Below are 22,314 nucleotides of genomic sequence, written 5' to 3'. Positions count from 1 at the left end.
GAAGATCCAGGCGGACAACGGCACCGAATTCGCCACGCAGTTCCACTGGCACGTGCTGGACAAAAGGCATCGGGCCCATCTACATCAAGCCCCGCACCCGGGCCCGCTGCCGGAAGTCCGGCAGCGGGCCCGCGGTGCGTTCGGGGATCAGGCCCCGGTGTTCTGGTTGATCCAGTCGGTGTAGGCGACCGCGTTGGTGTAGATCGACGGGTCCTGCGCGCACTGCGGGGTGGTCCCGCCCAGTCGGCTGGTGACGCCGATCAGTTCCCAGTTGCCCTGCGTGCCCTTGATCTGCGGGCCGCCGGAGTCGCCGAAGCAGGCGTTGGCGTTCGGGGTGTCGCTGGCGGTGCACAGCTCGGTGTTGCCGTCGATCCCGCCCGCCGAGCACTGCTGCGCGTCGACGACCTTGGTGTCGAGCTCCTGCAGCATCCGCGGGATGCTGCCGTCGCCCTGGTTCGGCGTGGTCTGGCCCCAGCCGATGATCCGGCTCGGCTCCGGCTGCCCGGCCTCGGCGGCCAGCTTGACCGGCGCGTTCTGCACCGGCGCGGACAGCTGGATCACCGCGATGTCGGAGGTGCCGTTGCCAGATCCGTAGTCCGGGTGCACGGTGATCTTGCTGACCGCGGCCTCGGTGCCGCCGCTGGTGTGGTCGTTGCTGCCGATGCGCACGTTGATCTGCTCCGGCGACTGGCCGTCCACGCAGTGCGCGGCGGTCAGCACCCAGTCGGGCTTGATCAGCGAGCCACCGCAGAAGTGCTGCCCCTGCTGCTGCAGGGACGCCATCCAGGAGTACTCCTCGGTCGCGTCGTGACCGCCGACGATCAGCGGCTTGACGTCCTGCGGCTCGGCGGCGTCCTGCGGTGCGGCGGCGGAAACGAACGGAAAGGCCAGCACGGTCGTGGCGGCGGCCAGGACTCCGGTCAGTAGCGTGCGGTTGCGCATCTGCGATCCTCACCTCGTCAGCGAAACGAATCGTGGCCGTACTTTAGGGATCACCTCCGGGCGCGGACCAGCAATCCGGGCGAATCGATTTTTGCCTTTCTTAACAACTGGGTGCTCCCGTCCGGGAAATTGCCGGACCCGGCAGCTGGTCACCCATGGCGGGAAAAACGGTTGACCGCAACCACATCCGGTCCACTAGCGTCCCGGTCATGGCTTACGAGCACCCGCTGGCTTACCTGATCGGGCTTGAAGGCATCGCGTTGCTGCGCGCGTTCAACGGGGAGTACGACCGCGAGTTCGCGGAAGCCCGCATCGCCGAGGTGCGCAGGCTGCTCGACGACGAGTCGCTGACCGGGGTGCAGGTGGAGCGCGTTCGTGCGGACGAGGCCTACCGCGTCTGGGCACCGAGCTACGACGAGCCGCGCAACGGTCTGTTCGACTTCGAGGAGCCCGTCGTGCGGGAAATCCTTGACGGACAGGCCAAAGGAGTCGCTCTGGACGCGGCGTGCGGCACCGGGCGGTACGCCGAGTACCTGGTGGAGCAGGGGCACGAGGTCGTCGGCGTGGACGGTTCGCCCGAGATGCTGGAGCGGGCCCGGATCCGGGTGCCGAGCGCCGATTTCCGGGCCGGGGACCTGAACCGGCTGCCGGTCGACGACGACGCCGTCGACATCGTCGTCTGCTCTCTAGCGCTGACGCACGTCCCGGACCTCGGCCCGGTGATGGCGGAGTTCGCGCGGGTGCTGCGTCCGGGCGGGCATCTGGTGATCTCGGATTCCCACTGCGAATCGGTGTCACTGGCCGCGGTTCCGACGGTCATCGGGCCGGACGGGACGCGCGGTCGTCTTCCCGGCTACCGCCATCTCGCGGGTGACTACCTCCGCGCGGCCCTCCCGCTCGGATTCCAGGTGCTCCGTTGCGAGGAACCCAGGCTCCCGGAAGTTCCCCAGCAGCCGGCGTCGGACGACCCCGGTCCGTGGGAACTGTGGCCGTGGACGCTGAACCGCCTGGTGCCCGAAGCCGCGCGGGCGGTCAACACCGGCAGGCCCGTCACGATCATCTGGCACTTCCGGCTGGGCGCGGATTCCTGACGGACCTACCCGTGGAAGCGGGTGGTCTCGCAGAGCTTGGCCCGCGGCACGACGACCTTGCTCAGCGGGGAATCGGTGTCGGCGTAACCGAAGGAGATGCCGAACATCAGCTTGCCGTCCTCGATTCCCAGCGATTCGCGGATGGTGTCGGCGTAGAAGCCCAGAAGTCCCTGCGGGCAGCTGGAAACGCCGTACGCCGTCATCGCCAGAAGCAGCGTCTGGGCGTACATGCCGGTGTCGTTGGCCATGCGCTCCTCCGCGTTGGAAGGCATGAACAGCAACGCGACGTGCGGCGCGCCGTAGAACCTCAGGCTTTCGAGGTTGAACGCGTCGCGCGCTTCGCGGTCGTCGCGGGCGATTCCCGCCGACCCGTACATGATCGCGCCCGCCTCGCTGCGCCTGCGGCTCAGCGGCGCCGGGTACATGTCGTCGCTGTAGGCGAAATCGGCCGACAGCTGGTTGCGCTTCGCGGCGGCGAGCAGGTCCCTGCTGAGCTTGTCCCTCGCGGCGCCGCTGACGACCTCGATCTGCCACGGCTGCGTGTTCGAACTGGAAGGGGCGGTGCCCGCCAGGGCGAAGATCCGGCGCAGGGTCTCTTGCGGCACCGGATCCGGGCGGTAGGCGCGGACGGAACGCCGCCCGCGGATCAGCGCCTCTGCGTGTTCGGGGCGGAGGTCGATCGTGGTCATGCGTGGCTCATCCCTCGGCGGACAGGTAGGAGTCGATCAGGCGGTCGGTGGTTTCGGTCAGCGCGGCGCGGGACCTCTCGGTGGTGAAGAACTGGGCCGTGGCGCTCGCACCCTCCATCAGCATCTGGAGCGCGTAGGCCAGCTCGCCGGGATCGCGGACCGGCAGCTGCGAGACCAGCTCGGTGAGCCGTCGCAGGTACTCGGCCTTCAGCTCGTCGACGGCCACCCGCACGGGGTGCGCGCGGTCCGGGAACTCGATCGCCGTGTTCGCGATGACGCAGCCGCGGTACCCGGGGGTGCCCATCTCGGTCGCGACCCTGGCGATCACGTGCCGCAGCTGCGCCATCGGATCTCCGGGGAACGCCTTCCGCGCCACGTCGAAGGATTCGAGCCCTTCGACCGCTTGCGCGCGCACGTACGCCACGGCGAGGTCGTCCTTGGAGCCGAAGTTCCGGTAGAGGCTCGGTTTGCCCACCCCGGAGGTCTCGGCGATCTCGGCCACGCCGACCGAGCGGATCCCTTCCCGCGAGAACAGCTCGCAGGCGGTCCGCCACACCCGGTCGCCCGCGGGTGAGCGGGTGCGGCCCTCGTCCGCCATGATCACACCTCCAGTCGCGTACCGTTCGGTACGCGATCGACAGTACCGAACGGTACGAACGCGTGGCAACAGGACCCCGCGGGTCGCGGAGTCCGCGCCGGGCTCAGCGGAGGTCGAGGAGGATCTTGCCGCCGCTGTGGCCGGTGGCGCTGTCGTCCTGCGCCTGCGCGGCCTCGGCGAGCGGGTAGGAGCGGGCCTGGCGGATCAGCAGCCGGTCCGCCGCGGCGAGGTCGGTGAGCTCGGTCAGCACCTCGGTGTTCTGGTTGCCCTTGCTGGAGAAGGTGATTCCCAGGTCGAAGGCGGCGGGGTCGGCGAGGGTGACGATCCGCTCGGTCCCGCCGCGCAGCTCCATCGAGTCCGGCAGCGCGCCCTTGCCCGCGGCGTCGAGCACGGCGTCGATCCGCGGGCTGATCGCGCGCACCCGCTCGACCAGGCCCTCCCCGTAGGCGACCGGGGTGGCGCCGAGGGATTCGACGATCTCGGCGCTGTCCCCGCCGCAGGTCCCTATGACGGTCGCGCCGCGGGCGACCGCGAGCTGGGTCGCCAGGCTGCCGACCACGCCGCTGGCGCCGTGGATCAGCACGACCTCCCCGGACTCCACCGCCAGCAGCCCGACGGCGCGCAGCGCGGCCTCCCCGGCGACCGGGAGCGCCGCCGCGTCCTGCCAGCTCATCGTCTCCGGCTTGGGAACCAGGACCGACGCCAGCGCGTACTCGGCGTACGAACCGGTCGCGGCCCAGCCGAGCACCTCGTCGCCCACCGCGACAGCGGCCCCTTCGCCGACGGCGTCGACGACACCGGACAGCTCAAGGCCGGGCCGGTACGGCAGCCGCACGACGCCGGGCATGATCCCGGCGCGCACCTTCCAGTCGAACGGGTTGACCCCGGCGAACCGGACGGCGACCCGGGCCTGGCCGGGGCCCGGCTCGGGCAGATCCGCCTCCTGGAGGGTCAGCACCTCGGAGCTTCCGTACTCGGCGAATTCGATGGCACGCATGGAGATCCTTTCGACTGCGGTCGGTGATCATCTGTTGGGATACCACGGCGGGCGCGGCGGCGCGGGGCACATCACCGGGAATCCCCTTGGCGGCGGTCGGATTCCCTGATCGCCGGGCGCGCGCTGTTGGGTGCGGCGGCTGCGGCGCCGGGTACGGCTGTGGCCTACCCCCGGTTGTTAGGTAGGATTTTTCCTACCTATAGTCGCCGAGGAGGGCGGAGATGGCCGAAGCGCGTGCGGGCGAGGACCGCGTCTTCGCCGCGCTGTCCAGCCCGGTCCGCCGGGAGGTGCTGCGGATCCTGCGGGACGAGGGACCGCAGTCGGTGGCGTCCCTGGCCGCCCGGTTCCGGATGGCCAGGCCCAGCTTCTCCGAGCAGCTGCGGGTGCTGCGGGACGCGGGCCTGGTCAGCGAGCGCAGGCAGGGCAGGCAGCGGATCTACCGGCTCGAACCCGAACCGCTGCTGGAACTGGCCGACTGGCTCGGTCCGTACGAGCGCTACTGGCGGCAGCGCCTGGCCGAACTGGGCTCGGTGCTCGACGAGATGGAGGAGACATGAGCGAAGACCTGACCGCGGTCCGGCTGGACCACTTCTACCCGCACCCGCCTGCCAAGGTGTGGCGGGCGCTGACCGAGCCCGAGCTGATGGCCCGGTGGCAGATGCCGGTCGAGGACTTCCGGCCGGAGGTCGGGCACCGCTACACGATGCGGGGCACGCCGATGCCGTCCACGGGGTTCTCCGGAACGGTCGCCGCCGAGGTGCTCGCGGTCGAGCCGGAGAAGCTGCTGCGGATCAGCTGGAAGGACGCCGCCGAGCAGGCGCCGGGGGAGTTCACGGTCACGTGGCGGCTGGAGCCGGAGGGCACCGGCACGCGATTGTTCCTGGAGCAGGAGGGTTTCGACCCGGACAGCCCGCAGCAGCAGCGTGCCCGCGACATCATGGGCCGCGGCTGGGTGCACATCCAGCAGCGGCTGGAGGAGGCGCTCGCCTCCGCGTGAGGAGTGTCCTGTGTGGACATTGCGTGCGGGCGGTCAGTGCAGTCTGATCGCGATGCGGGAGACACCTGCGAGGCGATTTCGTCGAAGCAGCTGGTGATTCTGGGGCGGGCGGGCGCGGCAGATGGACACACGGCCGGGCCAGCCTGCCGGCCGCAACCTGGCCGAGGTGCTGACCACGCCGCAGATGGTCACGCTCGCCCGCGCCGCTGAACCCGGCGCCTGAACTCATCGCGACAACCATCCGAACAAACCAATCAAGCATGCTTGCTTTTTCTGCTGGCGGCTGGGAGCGTGGCCCGCGTGACGGACACGAGCCGCGTGGTGGGCGACCTGCGGGCCGAGGGCGACGAGCTCGACGCGATGGTCGCGGACCTGCCGGAAGACAGCTGGGCCACGGCGACGCCCGCCGTGGGGTGGACGCTCGCGCACCAGATCGCGCACCTCGCCTGGACCGACGACGTCGCCCTGCTCTCGGTGACCGATCCGCCGGGCTTCGCCGCGCGGCTGGAGGTGGCCTCGCGCGATCCGATGGGCTTCGTCGACGAGGCGGCGGAGACGGGTGCGCGGGAACAGCCCGCGCGGCTGCTCGCCCGGTGGCGCGCCGGGCGCGCCCGGCTGGTGGACGCGCTGCTGGCGGTGCCGCCCGGCCGGAAGCTGGACTGGTTCGGCCCGCCGATGAGCGCCGCGTCGATGGCCACCGCGCGGATCATGGAGACCTGGGCGCACGGGCAGGACGTCGCCGACGCGCTCGGCATCCGGCGGGAACCCACCGCGCGGCTGCGCAACGTCGCCCACATCGGCGTGCGCACGCGGGACTTCGCCTACCTGCTCAACGAGAAGACGCCGCCCGAGCACCCATTCCGGGTCGAGCTGACCGCTCCCGACGGCGAGCTGTGGACCTGGGGTCCGGAGGACGCCAGGTCGCGGATCACCGGTCCGGCGCTGGACTTCTGCCTGCTGGTCACACAGCGCAGGCACCGGGATGACCTCGCGCTGGAGGTCACCGGCGCGGAAGCCGCGGACTGGCTGACCATCGCGCAGGCGTTCGCCGGACCGCCCGGCGCCGGCCGCGCTCCGGGAAGCGCGTCATGACCGGGCCGCTGCGCATCGGCAACTGCTCCGGGTTCTACGGCGACCGCTTCTCGGCGATGCGGGAGATGCTCGACGGCGGGCGGCTCGACGTGCTCACCGGGGACTACCTCGCCGAGCTCACCATGCTGATCCTCGGCCGGGACCGCATGAAGGACCCACAGCTGGGCTACGCCAAGACGTTCCTGCGGCAGGCCCGGGAATGCCTCGCGCTCGCGGCCGATCAGGGCGTGCGGATCGTCGTCAACGCCGGTGGGCTCAACCCTGCGGGACTCGCGGTGAAACTGCGGGAACTGTCCGGAGAACTCGGCGTCGCGGCCGAGGTGGCGCACGTCGAAGGCGACGACCTGGCGCCGAGAGCGGCGGAGCTGGGCTTCGGAGAACCGCTCACGGCCAACGCGTACCTGGGCGCATGGGGCATCGCGCGTTGCCTCGACGCCGGTGCCGACATCGTCGTCACCGGCCGGGTCACCGACGCCTCGCTGGTCGTCGGCCCGGCGGCGGCGCACTTCGGCTGGGGTCGCGCGGACCACGACCGGCTGGCCGGGGCGGTGGCCGCGGGGCACGTCATCGAGTGCGGAACCCAGGCCACCGGCGGGAACTTCCCGTTCTTCACCGAGATCACCGACCTGTCCCGCCCGGGCTTCCCGATCGCCGAGGTCCACCAGGACGGCAGCAGCGTCATCACCAAGCACGACGGAACCGGTGGCGCGGTCACGGTGGACACGGTGACCGCGCAGCTGATGTACGAGATCACCGGCGCCCGGTACGCAGGGCCGGACGTCACGACCAGGCTGGACACCGTCGAACTCTCGCAGGAGGGTCCGGACCGGGTGCGCATCACCGGCGTCACCGGGGAGGCGCCGCCACCGCGGCTGAAGGTGTCGCTGAACGCCGTCGGTGGTTTCCGCAACGAGATGACGTTCGTCCTCACCGGACTCGACATCGAAGCCAAGGCGGAACTGGCCCGTGCGCAACTGGAAGCGGGTCTGAGGACCAGGCCCGCCGAACTCACCTGGACGCTCGCGCGGCTCGACCGCGCGGACGCCGGGACCGAGGAGGAGGCCAGCGCGATCCTCCGCTGCGTGGTGCGGGACTCCGACCCGGACGTGGTCGGGCGCGCGTTCTCCAACGCCGCCGTCGAGATGGCGCTGGCCAGCTATCCGGGCTTCCACCTGACTTCGGCGCCCGGATCCGGCTCGGTGTACGGGGTTTTCACCCCTGGATACGTCGATGCCGCGGAGGTGCCGCACCGGGCGGTGCTCGCTGATGGATCCACAGTGGACATCGAGCCGAGCGGAGAGAGCCGCGCGCTGGAAGAGGTCGCCGAACCGCGGCTCCCGCCCCCGCTGCCGCCGGGCCCGACGCGGGACGTCCCGCTCGGCCTGATCGCGGCGGCGCGCAGCGGGGACAAGGGCGGGGACGCCAACATCGGCGTCTGGGTGCGCACCGACGACCAGTGGCGCTGGCTCGCCCACGAGCTGACGGTCGAGCGGCTGAAGCGGCTGCTGCCCGAGGCCGCCGAGCTGACCGTCCGCCGGACGCTGCTGCCGAACCTGCGCGCGGTGAACTTCGTCGTCGAGGGGATCCTCGGCCGGGGAGCGGCCTACCAGGCCCGGTTCGACCCCCAGGCCAAGGGCCTCGGCGAGTGGCTGCGCGCACGACACGTCCCCATCCCCGAGGAGCTGCTGCCGTGACGACGTGGGACACCGCCGAAAGGCGGGCGCTGCGGGAAACCGTCCGCCGCTTCATCACCACCGATGTGCTGCCGCACCTGGACGACTGGGAACGCGCGGGCGAGATCCCGCGCACCCTGCACAAGCGCGCCGCCGACCTCGGCCTGCTCGGCGCCGGATTCCCGGCCGAGGCCGGGGGCAGCGGTGGTGACCTGGTCGACGTGGTCACCATCATCGAGGAACTGCACCTGGCAGGCGGCTCCGGCGGCCTGTTCGCCTCCCTGTTCACCAGCGGTATCGCACTGCCGCACCTGGTCGCCGCCGGGGACCGGGACCAGATCGAGCGCTGGGTGCGCCCGACGCTGGCGGGGGAGCGGATCGGTTCGCTGGCGATCACCGAGCCCGGCGGCGGTTCGGACGTCGGCCGCATCGTCACCCGCGCCGAACGCGACGGCGACCACTACGTCGTCAACGGCGCCAAGACGTTCATCACCTCCGGTTGCCGGGCCGACTTCGTCGTCACGGCGGTCCGCACCGGCGGGCCGGGCGCCGCCGGGGTGTCGCTGCTGGTGATCGACAAGGGCACACCGGGGTTCGAGGTCAGCCGCAAGCTGGAGAAGATGGGTTGGCACGCCTCGGACACGGCCGAGCTGGCGTTCACCGACTGCCGGGTGCCCGCGGCGAACCTGGTCGGCCCGGAGCACGGCGGCTTCGCGCAGATCGCGCAGGCGTTCCTCAGCGAACGCCTCAGCCTGGCCGTGCAGGCGTACGCGAGCGCGCAGCGCTGCCTGGACCTGACCGCGCGGTGGTGCCGCGACCGGGAGACCTTCGGGCGACCGCTGATCTCCCGCCAGTCCGTGCAGAACACGCTCACCGAGATGGCGCGCCGGATCGACGTGGCGCGGGTGTACGCGCGCACGCTCGCGGAACGCTCGGCGGCCGGCGAGCAGGGGCTGATCGCCGAGACCTGCTTCGCCAAGAACACCGCCGTGGAGACCGGCGAATGGGTGGTCGACCAGGCCGTGCAGCTGTTCGGCGGCCTCGGCTACATGCGGGAGAACGAGATCGAGCGCCAGTACCGGGACATGCGGATCCTCGGGATCGGCGGCGGCACCACCGAGATCATGACCGGCCTGGCAGCACGAGTGTTGGGGTACACCTCATGACAGCACTGCGATCCACACTGGACACAGGATCTCCGGAGCACCTGGCCGCGGCCGAGGCGATGCGGGACAAGCTGGCCGAGATCGAGTCCGAGCACGCCAAGGCGATCGCCGGGGGCGGCCCGGCCAAGCTGGAGCGGCACCGCAAGCGCGGCAAGCTCACCGCCCGCGAGCGGATCGAGCTGCTGATCGATCCCGACTCGCCGTTCCTGGAGCTGTGCCCGCTGGCAGCGTGGGGCAGCGACTTCCAGGTCGGCGCGTCGATCGTCGTGGGCATCGGCGTCGTGGAGGGCGTCGAGTGCATGATCGTGGCCAACGATCCGACCGTCCGGGGCGGCACCAGCAACCCCTGGACCGTCCGGAAGTCCTTCCGCGCCAACGACATCGTCATGCAGAACCGGCTGCCGGTGATCTCGCTGGTCGAGTCCGGCGGCGCCGACCTGCCCACCCAGAAGGAGGTGTTCATCCCCGGCGGCCGGATGTTCCGCGACCTCACGCAGGCGTCCGCGGCGGGAATTCCGACGATCGCGCTGGTCTTCGGCAACTCCACCGCCGGTGGCGCCTACACCCCGGGGATGTCCGACCACGTGGTGATGATCAAGGAGCGGTCGAAGGTGTTCCTCGGCGGTCCGCCGCTGGTGAAGATGGCCACCGGGGAGGAGGCCGACGACGAGTCGCTGGGCGGCGCCGAGATGCACGCCCGCACCTCGGGGCTGGCCGACTACCTCGCGGTCGACGAGCCCGACGCGCTGCGCATCGGCCGCCAGATCGTGCGGCGGCTGAACTGGCGCAAGCAGGGCCCCGCGCCGCGCGCCGGGGTGCGCGAGCCGCTGCACGACGCCGAGGACCTGCTCGGGATCGTGCCCGCCGACCTCAGGGCCCCGTTCGATCCGCGCGAGGTGATCGCCCGGATCGTGGACGGCTCCGACTTCGACGAGTTCAAGCCGCTGTACGGGTCGAGCCTGGTCACCGGCTGGGCGGAGCTGCACGGCTACCCGGTGGGCGTCCTGGCCAACCACCGCGGGGTGCTGTTCTCCGAGGAGTCGCACAAGGCGACCCAGTTCATCCAGCTGGCCAACCGGGCGAACACCCCGCTGCTGTTCCTGCACAACACGACCGGTTACATGGTCGGCAAGTCCTACGAGCAGGGCGGCATCATCAAGCACGGCTCGATGATGATCAACGCGGTCTCCAACTCGAAGGTCCCGCACATCTCGGTGCTCATGGGCGCCTCCTACGGCGCCGGGCACTACGGGATGTGCGGCCGGGCCTACGACCCGCGCTTCCTGTTCGCCTGGCCCAGCGCCAAGTCCGCGGTGATGGGACCGGCGCAGCTGGCCGGGGTGATCTCGATCGTCAGCCGCGCGGCGGCCGAGGCCAGGGGCATGCCGTTCGACGAGGAGGCCGACGCCGGGATGCGGGCCGCGGTCGAGGCCCAGATCGAGGCCGAGTCGCTGCCGATGTTCCTGTCCGGACGCCTCTACGACGACGGCGTGATCGACCCGCGCGACACCCGCACGGTGCTGGGCCTGTGCCTGTCCGCCATCCACAACGCTCCGGTCCAGGGCACCGAGAACTTCGGTGTCTTCCGAATGTGAGGACCTCGCATGCCGACTTCGGTACTCGTCGCCAACCGCGGTGAGATCGCCCGCCGCGTCTTCGCCACCGGACGCCGGATGGGTCTGTCCACAGTGGCCGTGTTCTCCGACGACGACGCGGACTCCCCGCACGTCGCCGAAGCCGACCTCGCGATCCGGCTGCCCGGCAGCACCCCCGCGCAGACCTACCTGCGCGGCGACCTGCTGGTCGAGGCAGCGCGCGAGGCCGGGGCCGACGCCGTCCACCCCGGCTACGGTTTCCTGTCCGAGAACGCCGGTTTCGCGCGGGCGGTGCTCGACGCGGGACTGGTCTGGATCGGCCCGCCCGCCCGAGCGATCGAGCTGATGGGCTCGAAGGTGGAGTCCAAGAAGCTCATGGCCGACGCCGGGGTCCCGGTGCTGGCCGAGCTCGACCCGGCCGCGGTCACCGCGGCCGACCTCCCGGTGCTGGTCAAGGCGTCCGCGGGTGGAGGCGGGCGGGGCATGCGGGTCGTCCGCGATCTCGCCGATCTGCCCGAGCAGCTGGACGCGGCCCGCCGCGAGGCGCAGTCCGCGTTCTGCGATCCGACCGTGTTCTGCGAGCGCTACCTGGAAACCGGCCGCCACATCGAGGTGCAGGTGGTGGCCGACCGGCACGGCACCGTCTGGGCGGTGGGGGAGCGCGAGTGCTCGTTGCAGCGCAGGCACCAGAAGGTGGTCGAGGAGGCGCCGTCGCCGCTGGTGGAACGCACGCCGGGGATGCGGGACCGGCTGTTCGACGCGGCCCGGCTCGCCGCCGCGGCCATCGGCTACGAGGGCGCCGGGACCGTGGAGTTCCTGGCGGACGAGCGGGGCGAGTTCTTCTTCCTGGAGATGAACACCCGGCTCCAGGTGGAGCACCCGGTCACCGAGTGCACGACCGGGGTCGACCTGGTCCGGTTGCAGCTGCAGGTGGCGCGGGGCGCCGCGCTGCCGCCGGAACCGCCCGCGTCGCAAGGGCATTCCATCGAGGTCCGGCTCTACGCCGAGGATCCGGCGAAGGACTGGCAGCCGCAGAGCGGAACCGTGCACCGGTTCGAGATCCCCGGCACGGAGTTCGACCTGCCCGGAGCTCCCGGGATCCGGCTGGATTCCGGTGTGGTCAGCGGTTCTTCCGTCGGGGTGCACTACGACCCGATGCTGGCGAAGGTCATCTCCCGCGCCGACACCCGGGAGGAAGCCGCGGCGGTGCTGGCGTCGGCGCTGGCGAAGGCCAAGGTGCACGGGCTCACCACCAACCGGGACCTGCTGGTGCGGGTGCTGCGCCACCCCGCGTTCCTCGCCGGGGACACCGACACGTCGTTCTTCACCACCCACGGGCCGGACGTGCTGGCGCGGCCGCTGGCCTCCGCCGAAGCGGTGGAGCTGTCGGCGGTCGCGGCGGCGCTCGCCGACGCCGCGCGCAACCGCAGGGACGCCGCGGTCAACGGCGGACTGCCCATCGGCTGGCGCAACGTCCGGGCCGAGCCGCAGCGCAAGTCCTTCGCCGTGACAACGGGATCCGGCGAGATCGAGGTCCGGTACCGGTTCGGCCGCGACGGGGTCCGGGTCGAGGGGCACGACGGGCTGGCGCTGGTCTCCGCCGAGCCCGAGCTGGTCGTGCTGGACCTGCCGGGCGGCCTCCGCCGCCGCTTCGACATCGCCCGCTACGGTGCGCTCACCTGCGTGGACTCGCCGCTCGGTCCGGTCTCGCTGGTGCAACGCCCGCGCTTCACCGACCCCGCCGACCAGGTGGCGGCCGGTTCGCTGCTGGCCCCGATGCCGGGCACCGTCGTCCGCGTGGCCGCGCGGGTCGGTGAAGCGGTGGCCGAGGGCCAGCCGCTGGTGTGGCTGGAGGCGATGAAGATGGAGCACGCGATCGCCGCGCCCGCGGCGGGCGTGCTCGTCGAACTCGGCGTCGAGGTCGGCCAGTCGGTCGAGGTTGGCGCCGTAGTGGCCATTGTGGACGAGGTGGCTGGGGCGGAGGACTGATGAAGCCGCACACCCCTCCTCCGCTGATCAGATTCGACCGGCGCAAAACACGGGAGCTCCGATGAGTTTTGTCGAGACCGATGTCCAGAAGGAGCTGCGGGCCTCGGTGGCCAAGCTCGCCGCGCGCTACAACTACACCGACTACGTCCTGCCCCGGGCCAGGGAGGGCCGCCCGCTGACCGAGCTGTGGCGGGAGGCGGGCGAGCTCGGGTTCCTCGGCGTGAACCTGCCCGCCGAGTACGGCGGCGGCGCGGGGATCTACGAACTCGCGCTGGTGCAGGAGGAACTGGCCGCGCAGGGCGCGGGACTCCTGCTCGTTGTGGTCTCGCCCGCGATCTGCGGGACGGTGATCGCCCGCTACGGCACCGAGCAGCAGCGGCAGCGGTGGCTGCCCGGCATCGCCGACGGGTCGAAGATCATGGCCTTCGGGATCACCGAGCCCGACGCCGGGTCGAACTCGCACCGGATCACCACCACCGCGCGCCGGGACGGCGACGACTGGATCCTCAGCGGGCAGAAGGTCTTCGTGTCCGGAGTGGACCAGGCCGACGCGGTGCTGATCGTCGCGCGCACCGAGGACCACCGGACCGGCAAGCTCAAACCCGCCCTGTTCATCGTGCCGACCGACGCCCGGAACTTCGAGGCGCAGCGGATCGAGATGGACATCGTCGAACCGGACCACCAGTTCACGCTGTTCCTCGACGAGGTGCGGCTGCCCGCCGACGCGCTGCTCGGCGAGGAGGACGCGGCGCTGCTCCAGCTGTTCGCGGGCCTGAACCCGGAGCGCGTGCTCGGCGCGTCGATGGCCATCGGCATGGGCCGCTACGCGCTGGCCCGCGCCGCCGAGTACGCCAACCAGCGGCAGGTGTGGAAGGTCCCGATCGGCGCGCACCAGGGCCTGTCGCACCCGCTGGCGCAGATCAAGATCGAGCTGGAGCTGGCGAAGCTGATGATGCAGAAGGCCGCGGTGCTCTACGACAGCGGCGACGACGTCGGAGCGGGCGAGGCCGCCAACATGGCCAAGTACGCGGCGGCCGAGGCCAGCATCCGGGCTCTGGACCAGGCGATCCAGACCCACGGCGGATCGGGCCTGACCAAGGAGTACGGGCTGGCCTCGATGCTGGCCGCGTCCCGCATCAGCCGGATCGCGCCGGTCAGCCGGGAGATGATCCTGAACTTCGTCGCCCAGCACAGCCTCGGCCTGCCCAAGTCGTACTGACCTGCCCAATTCGTACTGGGAGGACCGGGAGTGGAACCGCACGTGCGCACCGGGGTCGCGGACGGGATCGCGACCCTGACGCTGGACTCACCGCACAACCGCAACGCGCTGTCGACGCGGTTGGTCGCGGAACTGCGCCAGGGGCTGGCCGACGCCGCCGCGGACGAGCGGATCCGCGCGGTGGTGCTCACCCACACCGGCGGGACGTTCTGCGCGGGCGCCGACCTGACCGAGGCGGGAACCGATCCGGACCAGCGGACCCGCGAGCTGATCGAGCTGCTGCGCGCGCTGGTCGAGCTGCCCAAGCCGGTCGTCGGCCGGATCGACGGGCACGTCCGGGCGGGCGGGATGGGCCTGGTCGGCGCCTGCGACGTGGTGATCGCCGGGCCGTCCTGCACCTTCGCGCTCACCGAAGCCCGGCTGGGGCTGGCCCCGGCGGTCATCTCGCTGACCGTGCTGCCTCGGCTGACCTCGCGCGCCGCGAGCCGCTACTTCCTCACCGGGGAGCGGTTCGGCCCCGCCGAGGCCGAGCAGGCGGGCCTGGTGACCCTCGCGGCCGACGACGTGGACTCGGCTACCAGCGCCGTGCTCGCGCGCCTGCGGAAGGGCTCGCCGCGGGGACTGGCCGAGTCGAAGGCGCTGACCACGGAGTCCGTGCTGGCCGGGTTCGACCGGTCCGCCGACGAGCTGGCCGCGCGGTCGGCACGGCTGTTCGCCGGCGACGAGGCGCGGGAAGGCATGATGGCCTTCCTGCAGAAACGACAACCCCGGTGGGCCGGCTGACGGGCGGGCCCGCCCCGCGAAAGGCCCGGATGAGCACCCGCGAACCCAAGCAGGAACGCAGCCGCGCGACCCGCAGGCGACTGCTGGAGTCGGCCATCGACTGCCTGGCCGCGCACGGCTGGCAGGCGACCACGGTGAGCGTGGTCGCCGAGCAGGCGGGTGTCTCCCGCGGAGCTGCCCAGCACCACTTCCCGACCCGCGAGGACCTGATCACCGCGGCGCTGGAGCTGATGACCGACAGCCGCCTGGAGCTGATCCGGGAGGAGGCCCGCGGGCTCCCGGACGGCCCGGGCCGCACCGAGGCGGTGCTGCGGCGGATGGTCGAGCACTTCACATCGCCGCTGTTCAAGGCCGCTTTGCAGGTGTGGACCGCGGCGGCGGCCGACGAGTCGCTCAAGCAGCGGATCGTCCCGCTGGAAGCCAGGTTCGGGCGCGCCGCGCACCGGGTCACGGTGGAGCTGCTCGGCGTGGACGACAGCGACCCGGTCGCGCACCGGCTGGTGCAGGGGACGCTGGACATGGCGCGCGGGCTGGGTCTGGCCGACGTGCTCACCGACGACTCGGCGCGGCGGGAGCGGATCGTGCTCCAGTGGTCGGCGACCCTGGACGCGGCTCTCAGGCGGTCGCCGTCGCCATGAGGTCGTCGCGCAGGTTGAAGCACCCGCCAATTGTGGAAACGTGCTTGCCGCCTGCCAGGCGAACCGTTGCGTAGAAGAACACGAGTCCCCTTTTCGTGAAATTGCCGACAATGCGGTCGGAGGTGAGATCGACCGTTACCTCGGGGTCGAAAATCGGTTTGCGGAACTTCAGCTTCACCGAGGTTATGAGAAATCGGCGACCGGCTTCGGCCAGGCTCACTTTCGGGGCGGACGAGAGTTCTGGGAAGTGCTCTTGGGAATACGCGAACAACGCCGAAGCGAGAGTGTGGTACATGCTGATCTCGAACAGCGTCGAACCGTGCAGCAATGGCCGGTGCGGTGCCTTCTCGTCGAGGTCGGCGTCCAGCTGGACGTGGTAAAGGCCGCGGTACACGCCGTCCCGGTAGTCGAGGTTCTTCAGTTCCCACGGGATGAACGTCCATGTTTCGCCGAGGGATCGGGCGACGTCCTCGAATGTCACATGGCTGCCATCCATGAGCACCTCCGGTCACGATCCTGCTGCTGTGCAGAATCGTTCCAGCCGTGTTAGGGGGCTGCACCCGGGAAAAAGGATCTCCAGCCCAACGAGTGAGCTTTTTCGGTCCGGATCGGCCGTTGTCCGGCAGCGTTACCGGACCTTGCGGCCGAGTCCGCCGATGTGCAGCGCGTGCGCGGGGTTGTCCGGATCGGGGACGTCGCCCGCGGGCCGCCACTCGTTGTTGGGCACGAGCCCGGGTTCCACCAGTTCCAGCCCGTCGAAGTAGCGGATCTGCTCGTCCCAGGTGCGGAAGCAGCGGGTTCCCATGCCGTTCTCGGCGAAGACCCGGGCCAGTTCCGCGGCGCGCGGTTCGCCGGTGTCGCAGGTGTTGGACACCAGCAGGTGGCCGCCCGCCGGAAGCCGGTCGCGCAGGTTGGCGGCGATGCCCTCCGGATCCTCCTCGTCCTCCAGGTGCATCAGGATGCCGCCGAGCAGGATCGCGAACGGCCTGCTGGTGTCGATCAGCCGCCGGGTCTCCGGGTGGCCGAAGATGACGTCCGGTTCGCGCAGGTCGGCGCTGATCACGGTGGTGTTCGCGTCGGTTGCCAGCAGCGCCCGCGCGTGCGCGAGGACGACCGGGTCGTTGTCGACGTAGACGACGCGGGCGTCCGGGTTCTTCTCCTGCGCGATCTCGTGCACGTTGCCCGCGGTGGGCAGCCCCGACCCGATGTCGATGATCTGGTCGATCCCGGCCTCGCCGGCCAGGTAGCGCACGGCCTGGCGGAGGAAGCAGCGGTTGACCTGCGCCAGCAGCGGCGTCTCCGGCACGACCTCCATCATGGCCTGGGCCGCGGCGCGGTCGACGGCGAAGTTGTCCTTGCCACCGAGGCAGAAGTCGTACACCCGGGCGATCGAGACCTCGTCGGTGTTGACCTCGGCCTGCGTGGAGCCGGGGGAGTCCTTCGGATCGGTCACGCGGCACCCGTTCGTCACTCGGCGATCTCCAATGCTCACCCATCGTACGCGGGTGCCGCCGACGTCCCGACCGGTTCCGGGATTCGGCTTTCACGCCGCGAAAGCCCAGTGAAATGGATGTCCTTTGTGGACTCAGGTCAGGTCGACCGCGGTGAGCAGCGTGCGGGTGCACAGATCCCGCAGCTCGGTGCGGTCGATGGTGGGCCGGTCGGTCCACTCCAGGCAGACGGTGATCACGAACGACAGCCAGCCGCGGACCGCGACCTCGGTGACCTCGTCGGTCCGGATCTCCGCGCTGAGCGCGGCCAGGATCCGGTCGCGCTGCCGGGCGATGCCGTCCTCGCAGATCCGCCGGATCTCGGCGTCGACCGCGGTGGAGGCGCGGTGCAGGATGCGGTAGCCCTCCCGGTGCTGCTCGACGTAGTCCAGGTAGGCGTCCAGGCCCGCGTCGAGCTGCTCGCGCACGGTCAGCGCGGGCTTCGGCTCGGTCAGCGCCAGGATCCGGTCCGACTCGGCGCGCACGACCTCGGCGAAGAACTCCTTCTTCGACGAGAAGTAGTGGTACAGCAGGCTCCGGGAGACCTGCGCGATCTCGGCGACCTCCTCGATCCAGACCTCGTCGTAGGGCCGGTCGGCGAACAGCCGGGCACCGATCGCGAGCAGCTGCTCGCGACGCCGCTGGGTGTCGAGACGGGTGCGCATCGTGCGCTGATGCTAGTTGACACGGCTTCGGCCGAGCGCGATCCTCGACCCTATTGGATGTGAGTTCAATAACGGAGGTCGCCCATGGACACCGCCGGGATACCGCACCCGCCGCGCCGGATTCCGCTGCTCGGCGACCTCCGCGGAACGAACCCGCGCACGCCCTTGCAGGACTCGATGCGGCTCGGCGGGGCGCTGGGGCCGATCTACACCCGCAAGTTCCTGAACCGGGAGATCGTGTTCGTCTCCGGCGCCGACCTGGTGGCCGAGCTCTCCGACGAGAAGCGGTTCGCCAAGCACGTCGGGCTCGGCATCGAGAACCTGCGCGGGATGGGCGGCGACGGCCTGTTCACGGCCTACAACTCCGAGCCGAACTGGCGGCGGGCGCACGACATCCTGCAGCCGGGCTTCGCACTCGGCTCGATGCGCCAGTACCACCCGACGATGGTCGAGGTGGCCAAGGACCTGGTCGAGCGCTGGGACGCCGCGGCAGGCGAGCGCCCGGTGGACGTGCCCGCCGACATGACCAGGCTGACCCTGGAGACGATCGGGCGGACCGGGTTCGGCTACTCCTTCGGCTCGTTCGAAAGCGACCGCCCGCACCCGTTCGTCTCGGCGATGGTCGGCGGCCTGCTCTACGCCCAGCAGCTCAGCTTCCAGCTGCCGCTGCTCGGGCGGCTGCTCAACCGGAAGGCGGCCCGCCGCAACGACGCCGACCTGGCGTTCATGAAGCAGCAGGTCGACGAGGTGATCCGGATCCGCCGCGAGGCCAGCGACACCAGCACGCGCGACCTGCTCGGGCTGATGCTCAACGAGGTGCACCCGGAGACCGGCGAGCGGCTCGACCCGGTCAACATCCGGTACCAGGTCATCACGTTCCTGGTCGCCGGGCACGAGACCACCTCGGGCGCGCTGTCGTTCGCGCTGCACTACCTGTCGCGCAGCCCGGAGGTGATGGCCAGGGCGCAGGCCGAGGTCGACGCGATGTGGGGGGAGCAGGACGATCCGGACCCGGAGTTCAAGGACATCACCAAGCTGCGCTACGTGCGGCGGGTCCTGGACGAGGCGCTGCGGCTGTGGCCGACGGCCCCGGCCTACGCGCGGGTGGCGCGGCAGGACACCGTCCTCGGCGGCCGGTACCGGATGCGCCAGGGCGACTGGGTCATGGTGCTGATCCCGCTGCTGCACCGGCTTCCCGAGGTGTGGGGCGCCGATCCGGAGGAGTTCGACCCGGACCGGTTCGCGCCGGGGCGGGCCAAGCAGCGCCCGGCGCACACCTACAAGCCGTTCGGCACCGGGGAACGCGCGTGCATCGGCCGGCAGTTCGCCATCCACGAAGCGACGCTGGTGCTGGCGCTGCTGCTGCACCGCTACGACCTGGTGCCCGATCCGGACTACCGGCTGCGCGTCACCGAGCTGCTCACGATCAAGCCCGAGGGGCTGACCATGCGGCTGCGGCGGCGCCGCCCGGAGGACCGGGGCGCGGCGCGGCCCGCAGGCGAGCCGGAGGCCGAGGAGTCCGCGAAGTGCCCGGTCCGGCACTGATCGTCAGCGGTCGCGGGGCTTGGCGCGCACGTGCATGCGTTCGCCCTGCTTGCCGAACAGGCTGAGGATCTCGACCGGCGCTTCCCCGGTGCTGCCGAACCAGTGCGGCACCCGGGTGTCGAACTCGGCGGCCTCGCCGACGCCGAGCACCACGTCGTGTTCGCCCAGGACCAGCCGGAGCCGCCCGGCCAGCACGTACAGCCACTCGTAGCCCTCGTGGGTGCGCGGGTCGGGGGTGTCGCGGTCGGCGGGGAGGACCATCTTGAACGCCTGCAGCGGCCCGGGCTGGCGGGTCAGCGGCAGCACGGTGTTGCCGTGCATCTGCCGGGGCTTGAGGCGGACCCGGGGATCGCCGACCTCCGGCGCGCCGACCAGCTCGTCCAGCGGGACCTGGTGCGCCTGCGCGATCGGCAGCAGCAGCTCCAGGCTGGGCCGCCGCTGGCCGGACTCCAGCCGGGACAGCGTGCTCTTGGAGATGCCGGTCGCCTCCGACAGCGCAGCCAGCGTCACCCGGCGCTGCGTGCGCAGGCGCTTGAGGCGGGGGCCGACGGCGGTCAGGGCTTCGGTGATACCGGGCGGGTTCTCCATGCTCCCCATTGCACCGCCCGGGTCCCGGATCCGGCAACCTTCGTTGCCGAACCCGGGACACGGGCAGGTCAGGCAGCGGCCTGCTTCTGCTCGTAGCCGACGAGGCGGACGCAGGTGGTCAGACCATGCATCGCCTGCTCCAGGTCGTCCTGGCCCGGGTAGCTGGGCGCGATCCGGATGGTCGCGTCGCGCGGGTCGTCGCCGTGCGGGTGCGTCGCGCCCGCCGGGGTGAGCACGATCCCGGCCTCGGCCGCGCGGCGCACGACCTCCTTGGCGCAGCCGTCCGGGACCTCGAGGGTGACGAAGTAGCCGCCCTTGGGCTCGGTCCACCGGGCCAGGCCGGTGCCGCCCAGCTCGGCCTCCAGGATCCGCTGCACGGCCTCGAACTTCGGCTGGAGCAGGGCTCGCTGGCGGGCCATGTGCTCGCGCACGCCGGCCGCGTCCCGCAGGAACAGCACGTGCCGCAGCTGGTTGACCTTGTCCGGGCCGATGGAGCGCTTGGCGTTGTTGGCCAGCAGCCAGGTGAGGTTGGCCGGGGACGAGCCGAAGAAGGCCACGCCCGCGCCGGCGAAGGTGATCTTGGAGCTGGAGCCGAACACGAAGGTCCGGTCCGGGTTGCCCGCCGCCTCGCACGCCGCGAGCAGGTCGGCGATCTCGACCTGCTCGTCGGTCAGGTGGTGCGCGGCGTAGGCGTTGTCCCAGAAGATCCGGAAGTCGGGCGCCGCGGTGGTCATGGCGGCCAGCCGGGACACGGTCTCGTCGCTGTAGCTGACGCCGGTCGGGTTGCTGTACTTCGGCACGCACCAGATGCCCTTGACCGCCGGGTCCTCGGCGACGAGCCGCTCGACCACGTCCATGTCCGGGCCGTCGGAGGTCATCGGCACCGGGATCATCTCGATGCCGAAGCGCTCGCACAGCGCGAAGTGGCGGTCGTAGCCGGGCACCGGGCACAGGAACGCGACGCGCTCCTGGTCGACCCAGCGGGACTCGGCGCCGGGCAGCACGCCGAGCAGCGCGTGCACCAGGCAGTCGTGCATCAGCTCCAGGCTGGAGTTGCCCAGCGCCAGCAGCTGCTCGGCGGGCACCTGGAGCACCTCGGCGAAGATCTCACGCAGTTCGGGCAGGCCCTTCAGGTTGCCGTAGTTGCGCACGTCCGTGCCGTCGGCGGCCGAGCGCAGGTCGCGGGGCAGGCCGAGCAGGTCGTCGGACAGGTCGAGCTGTTCGGGCGCGGGCTTGCCCCGGGTGAGGTCCAGCGAGAGGCCGCGAGCGGCTAAGGCCGCGTAGTCCTGCCTGGCCCGCTCCAGTTCCCCGGCCAGGGTGTCTTGGCTCAGCTCGGTGGTCATTCCGGTTCCTCTCGTGGGGCTTGCACGGCGTCCCGCCGAGGTTACAAAGGCCCGGCGCGCCCCTCCGGGGCAGGCGCCCCGAACCGGGCCGCGGTCACGCGCGGCGGCCGGTGCAGGGCGGTGATGACCGCGGCGGTCCAGGCCGTGCCCAGCGCGTACCCGCCGAGGACGTCGGTGAGCCAGTGCGCGCCGAGGTAGAGCCGGGAGTACCCGACCACCAGCACGACCGCGGCGGCGACCGGCCACGCGGTGATCCGCAGCGCCCGCTCCGGCCGGTGCGCGGCGACCAGGTGCGCGATGGCCGCGCACGCCGCGGCCGACTGGGCGGCGTGCCCGGACGGGAACGAGGCGCTGTCGGTCTCCACCAGCACCAGGGCGAGATCGGGCCGGGCCCGGCCGACGACCAGCTTGATCGCGTTGACCAGCGCGATGATCCCGGCCACGGCCACCAGCGCGGTCACCGCGGCCCGGCGCCGGTGCTCCGGCGCGGGGACGATCACGGCGGCCACCAGCGCCAGCGGCAGCGCGGCCCACGCGCTGCCCAGGTTCGTGGTCACCTGCATGACCGCGGTCAGCCCCTCGGACCGGTTCGCGGTGAGCCAGTCCGCCAGCGGGCCGTCCGCGCCTGCCAGCCGCTCCTGCGCCAGGACGTCCCCGGTGATCACGCCGAAGGCGCAGCCGCAGCAGGCGACGACGGCCAGCCCGAGCGCCCTGCCGGGCGGGCTCAGCCGCCATGCCAGGAACAACCCGCCAAGCAGCGCCACCGCGCAGAGCGCGGCCACCAGCGGTGCTTCCAGTACGGGCATGCGGCTCCTGCCTGCGGCGGACGGCGGCCATCGATGCTACCGGCGTGGCCGGACGTGGATCCGTCCGTCCACTGTGGATGATTTTCGCGGTGTGACAAGTCGCCGGGTGACAAGCCGCTGGTGGACGGCGGGCGCGCCCGGTGTGCACAGTGGAGGGCATGGTCATCCGTATCCCCACGCCTGGTGATGTGTTCTCGGTGGCGAAGACCACCGTCGGGTGGGCGGTGGACTCCGCCACCGCGGCCGCCGCCGTCCCCGGCCGGGTGCTCGCTCTCGTCGACAGCGCGGAGGCGCTGGTCGCCCGCGTGCACGACGTCGTCGGCCGGGCCGAGGGCCTGGTCGAGCGCACCGAGAAGACGGTCGTCGCGGCGGAGGAGACGGTCCGGGACGCGCGCGTGGTGGCCGACG

The 22,314-nt window shown here is 71.4% G+C and carries 22 protein-coding genes; 12 read left to right on the top strand and 10 right to left on the bottom strand.

Annotation, left to right across the window (positions count from 1 at the left end; translation table 11 throughout):
* Nucleotides 1-147: 147 nt before the first annotated feature.
* A complete protein-coding gene (locus tag ABD691_RS09890) occupies nt 148-942 on the bottom strand; it encodes a S1 family peptidase (RefSeq protein WP_344679234.1) in 795 nt (264 codons plus the stop codon).
* 209 nt (nt 943-1,151) lie between these two features.
* Here ABD691_RS09890 and ABD691_RS09885 point away from each other — a divergent pair, with 209 nt between their 5' ends.
* Nucleotides 1,152-2,033 (top strand): class I SAM-dependent methyltransferase, encoded by an 882-nt coding sequence (locus ABD691_RS09885; RefSeq protein WP_344679233.1) that lies wholly within the window; start codon nt 1,152-1,154, stop codon nt 2,031-2,033.
* Between the two features lie 5 nt (nt 2,034-2,038).
* Here the strand turns inward: ABD691_RS09885 and ABD691_RS09880 are convergent, their stop codons facing one another.
* From ABD691_RS09880 to ABD691_RS09870, 3 genes are all read right to left on the bottom strand, one after another.
* Entirely contained in the window at nt 2,039-2,722 is a 684-nt protein-coding gene (locus tag ABD691_RS09880) for a nitroreductase (protein WP_344679232.1), read from the bottom strand.
* Between the two features lie 7 nt (nt 2,723-2,729).
* Entirely contained in the window at nt 2,730-3,320 is a 591-nt protein-coding gene (locus ABD691_RS09875) for a TetR/AcrR family transcriptional regulator (RefSeq protein WP_344679231.1), read from the bottom strand.
* A 103-nt stretch (nt 3,321-3,423) separates the two neighbouring features.
* A complete protein-coding gene (locus tag ABD691_RS09870) occupies nt 3,424-4,317 on the bottom strand; it encodes an NADP-dependent oxidoreductase (RefSeq protein WP_344679230.1) in 894 nt (297 codons plus the stop codon).
* 221 nt (nt 4,318-4,538) lie between these two features.
* On the opposite strand from ABD691_RS09870, the gene ABD691_RS09865 reads away from it, so the two are divergent.
* From ABD691_RS09865 to ABD691_RS09820, 10 genes are all read left to right on the top strand, one after another.
* Complete coding sequence (locus ABD691_RS09865; protein WP_344679229.1) at nt 4,539-4,874, top strand: ArsR/SmtB family transcription factor; 336 nt, start codon at nt 4,539-4,541, stop codon at nt 4,872-4,874.
* Nucleotides 4,871-5,314, top strand: coding sequence for an SRPBCC family protein (locus tag ABD691_RS09860; RefSeq protein ID WP_344679228.1), 444 nt, complete (start codon nt 4,871-4,873; stop codon nt 5,312-5,314). Before ABD691_RS09865 ends, ABD691_RS09860 begins: the two co-directional genes overlap by 4 nt.
* Before the next feature lie 300 nt (nt 5,315-5,614).
* Nucleotides 5,615-6,406, top strand: coding sequence for a TIGR03084 family metal-binding protein (locus ABD691_RS09855; RefSeq protein ID WP_344679227.1), 792 nt, complete (start codon nt 5,615-5,617; stop codon nt 6,404-6,406).
* Nucleotides 6,403-8,100 (top strand): acyclic terpene utilization AtuA family protein, encoded by a 1,698-nt coding sequence (locus tag ABD691_RS09850; protein ID WP_344679226.1) that lies wholly within the window; start codon nt 6,403-6,405, stop codon nt 8,098-8,100. The genes ABD691_RS09855 and ABD691_RS09850 overlap by 4 nt, the downstream gene beginning before the upstream one ends.
* Nucleotides 8,097-9,245 carry an acyl-CoA dehydrogenase family protein gene (locus ABD691_RS09845; protein WP_344679225.1) on the top strand — a complete coding sequence of 383 codons (1,149 nt, stop codon included), beginning with the start codon at nt 8,097-8,099 and terminating at the stop codon, nt 9,243-9,245. The genes ABD691_RS09850 and ABD691_RS09845 overlap by 4 nt, the downstream gene beginning before the upstream one ends.
* On the top strand, nt 9,242-10,840 hold the full coding sequence (locus ABD691_RS09840) for an acyl-CoA carboxylase subunit beta (RefSeq protein ID WP_344679224.1): 1,599 nt from the start codon (nt 9,242-9,244) through the stop codon (nt 10,838-10,840). The genes ABD691_RS09845 and ABD691_RS09840 overlap by 4 nt, the downstream gene beginning before the upstream one ends.
* Nucleotides 10,841-10,849: 9 nt before the next feature.
* Nucleotides 10,850-12,829, top strand: a complete 1,980-nt coding sequence (locus ABD691_RS09835; protein ID WP_344679223.1) for an acetyl/propionyl/methylcrotonyl-CoA carboxylase subunit alpha — start codon at nt 10,850-10,852, stop codon at nt 12,827-12,829.
* 61 nt (nt 12,830-12,890) lie between these two features.
* On the top strand, nt 12,891-14,048 hold the full coding sequence (locus ABD691_RS09830) for an acyl-CoA dehydrogenase family protein (RefSeq protein ID WP_344679222.1): 1,158 nt from the start codon (nt 12,891-12,893) through the stop codon (nt 14,046-14,048).
* 30 nt (nt 14,049-14,078) lie between these two features.
* A complete protein-coding gene (locus ABD691_RS09825; protein WP_344679221.1) occupies nt 14,079-14,831 on the top strand; it encodes an enoyl-CoA hydratase family protein in 753 nt (250 codons plus the stop codon).
* A gap of 29 nt (nt 14,832-14,860) precedes the next feature.
* On the top strand, nt 14,861-15,469 hold the full coding sequence (locus ABD691_RS09820; RefSeq protein WP_344679220.1) for a TetR/AcrR family transcriptional regulator: 609 nt from the start codon (nt 14,861-14,863) through the stop codon (nt 15,467-15,469).
* On the opposite strand, the gene ABD691_RS09815 is transcribed toward ABD691_RS09820, so the two are convergent.
* From ABD691_RS09815 to ABD691_RS09805, 3 genes are all read right to left on the bottom strand, one after another.
* Nucleotides 15,447-15,965 (bottom strand): hypothetical protein, encoded by a 519-nt coding sequence (locus tag ABD691_RS09815; RefSeq protein ID WP_344679219.1) that lies wholly within the window; start codon nt 15,963-15,965, stop codon nt 15,447-15,449. The genes ABD691_RS09820 and ABD691_RS09815 overlap by 23 nt on opposite strands.
* A gap of 132 nt (nt 15,966-16,097) precedes the next feature.
* Nucleotides 16,098-16,922 carry an SAM-dependent methyltransferase gene (locus ABD691_RS09810; RefSeq protein ID WP_344679218.1) on the bottom strand — a complete coding sequence of 275 codons (825 nt, stop codon included), beginning with the start codon at nt 16,920-16,922 and terminating at the stop codon, nt 16,098-16,100.
* Between the two features lie 132 nt (nt 16,923-17,054).
* Nucleotides 17,055-17,624, bottom strand: coding sequence for a TetR/AcrR family transcriptional regulator (locus tag ABD691_RS09805; RefSeq protein WP_344679217.1), 570 nt, complete (start codon nt 17,622-17,624; stop codon nt 17,055-17,057).
* An 84-nt stretch (nt 17,625-17,708) separates the two neighbouring features.
* Between ABD691_RS09805 and ABD691_RS09800 the strand changes: the two genes are divergently transcribed.
* Nucleotides 17,709-19,169, top strand: coding sequence for a cytochrome P450 (locus ABD691_RS09800; RefSeq protein ID WP_344679216.1), 1,461 nt, complete (start codon nt 17,709-17,711; stop codon nt 19,167-19,169).
* Between the two features lie 3 nt (nt 19,170-19,172).
* On the opposite strand, the gene ABD691_RS09795 is transcribed toward ABD691_RS09800, so the two are convergent.
* From ABD691_RS09795 to ABD691_RS09785, 3 genes are all read right to left on the bottom strand, one after another.
* Entirely contained in the window at nt 19,173-19,757 is a 585-nt protein-coding gene (locus ABD691_RS09795) for a helix-turn-helix domain-containing protein (RefSeq protein ID WP_344679214.1), read from the bottom strand.
* Nucleotides 19,758-19,825: 68 nt separating this feature from the next.
* A complete protein-coding gene (locus ABD691_RS09790; RefSeq protein WP_344679212.1) occupies nt 19,826-21,100 on the bottom strand; it encodes an aspartate aminotransferase type Ic in 1,275 nt (424 codons plus the stop codon).
* Between the two features lie 41 nt (nt 21,101-21,141).
* Nucleotides 21,142-21,906 carry a phosphatase PAP2 family protein gene (locus ABD691_RS09785; RefSeq protein ID WP_344679211.1) on the bottom strand — a complete coding sequence of 255 codons (765 nt, stop codon included), beginning with the start codon at nt 21,904-21,906 and terminating at the stop codon, nt 21,142-21,144.
* Nucleotides 21,907-22,314 lie beyond the last annotated feature (408 nt).

This window comes from Saccharopolyspora taberi (genome assembly GCF_039534165.1).
Lineage (GTDB): Bacteria > Actinomycetota > Actinomycetes > Mycobacteriales > Pseudonocardiaceae > Saccharopolyspora_D > Saccharopolyspora_D taberi.
This window is presented reverse-complemented; position numbering and strand designations above follow the sequence as displayed.

Excerpts from the sequence above, each read along its gene's own strand:
- ABD691_RS09890 (WP_344679234.1), bottom strand. The coding sequence starts at position 942 with ATGCGCAACCGCACGCTACTGACCGGAGTCCTGGCCGCCGCCACGACC.
- ABD691_RS09885 (WP_344679233.1), top strand. The coding sequence starts at position 1,152 with ATGGCTTACGAGCACCCGCTGGCTTACCTGATCGGGCTTGAAGGCATC.
- ABD691_RS09880 (WP_344679232.1), bottom strand. The coding sequence starts at position 2,722 with ATGACCACGATCGACCTCCGCCCCGAACACGCAGAGGCGCTGATCCGC.
- ABD691_RS09875 (WP_344679231.1), bottom strand. The coding sequence starts at position 3,320 with ATGGCGGACGAGGGCCGCACCCGCTCACCCGCGGGCGACCGGGTGTGG.
- ABD691_RS09870 (WP_344679230.1), bottom strand. The coding sequence starts at position 4,317 with ATGCGTGCCATCGAATTCGCCGAGTACGGAAGCTCCGAGGTGCTGACC.
- ABD691_RS09865 (WP_344679229.1), top strand. The coding sequence starts at position 4,539 with ATGGCCGAAGCGCGTGCGGGCGAGGACCGCGTCTTCGCCGCGCTGTCC.
- ABD691_RS09860 (WP_344679228.1), top strand. The coding sequence starts at position 4,871 with ATGAGCGAAGACCTGACCGCGGTCCGGCTGGACCACTTCTACCCGCAC.
- ABD691_RS09850 (WP_344679226.1), top strand. The coding sequence starts at position 6,403 with ATGACCGGGCCGCTGCGCATCGGCAACTGCTCCGGGTTCTACGGCGAC.
- ABD691_RS09840 (WP_344679224.1), top strand. The coding sequence starts at position 9,242 with ATGACAGCACTGCGATCCACACTGGACACAGGATCTCCGGAGCACCTG.
- ABD691_RS09835 (WP_344679223.1), top strand. The coding sequence starts at position 10,850 with ATGCCGACTTCGGTACTCGTCGCCAACCGCGGTGAGATCGCCCGCCGC.
- ABD691_RS09830 (WP_344679222.1), top strand. The coding sequence starts at position 12,891 with ATGAGTTTTGTCGAGACCGATGTCCAGAAGGAGCTGCGGGCCTCGGTG.
- ABD691_RS09820 (WP_344679220.1), top strand. The coding sequence starts at position 14,861 with ATGAGCACCCGCGAACCCAAGCAGGAACGCAGCCGCGCGACCCGCAGG.
- ABD691_RS09815 (WP_344679219.1), bottom strand. The coding sequence starts at position 15,965 with ATGGATGGCAGCCATGTGACATTCGAGGACGTCGCCCGATCCCTCGGC.
- ABD691_RS09805 (WP_344679217.1), bottom strand. The coding sequence starts at position 17,624 with ATGCGCACCCGTCTCGACACCCAGCGGCGTCGCGAGCAGCTGCTCGCG.
- ABD691_RS09800 (WP_344679216.1), top strand. The coding sequence starts at position 17,709 with ATGGACACCGCCGGGATACCGCACCCGCCGCGCCGGATTCCGCTGCTC.
- ABD691_RS09795 (WP_344679214.1), bottom strand. The coding sequence starts at position 19,757 with ATGGAGAACCCGCCCGGTATCACCGAAGCCCTGACCGCCGTCGGCCCC.
- ABD691_RS09790 (WP_344679212.1), bottom strand. The coding sequence starts at position 21,100 with ATGACCACCGAGCTGAGCCAAGACACCCTGGCCGGGGAACTGGAGCGG.
- ABD691_RS09785 (WP_344679211.1), bottom strand. The coding sequence starts at position 21,906 with ATGCCCGTACTGGAAGCACCGCTGGTGGCCGCGCTCTGCGCGGTGGCG.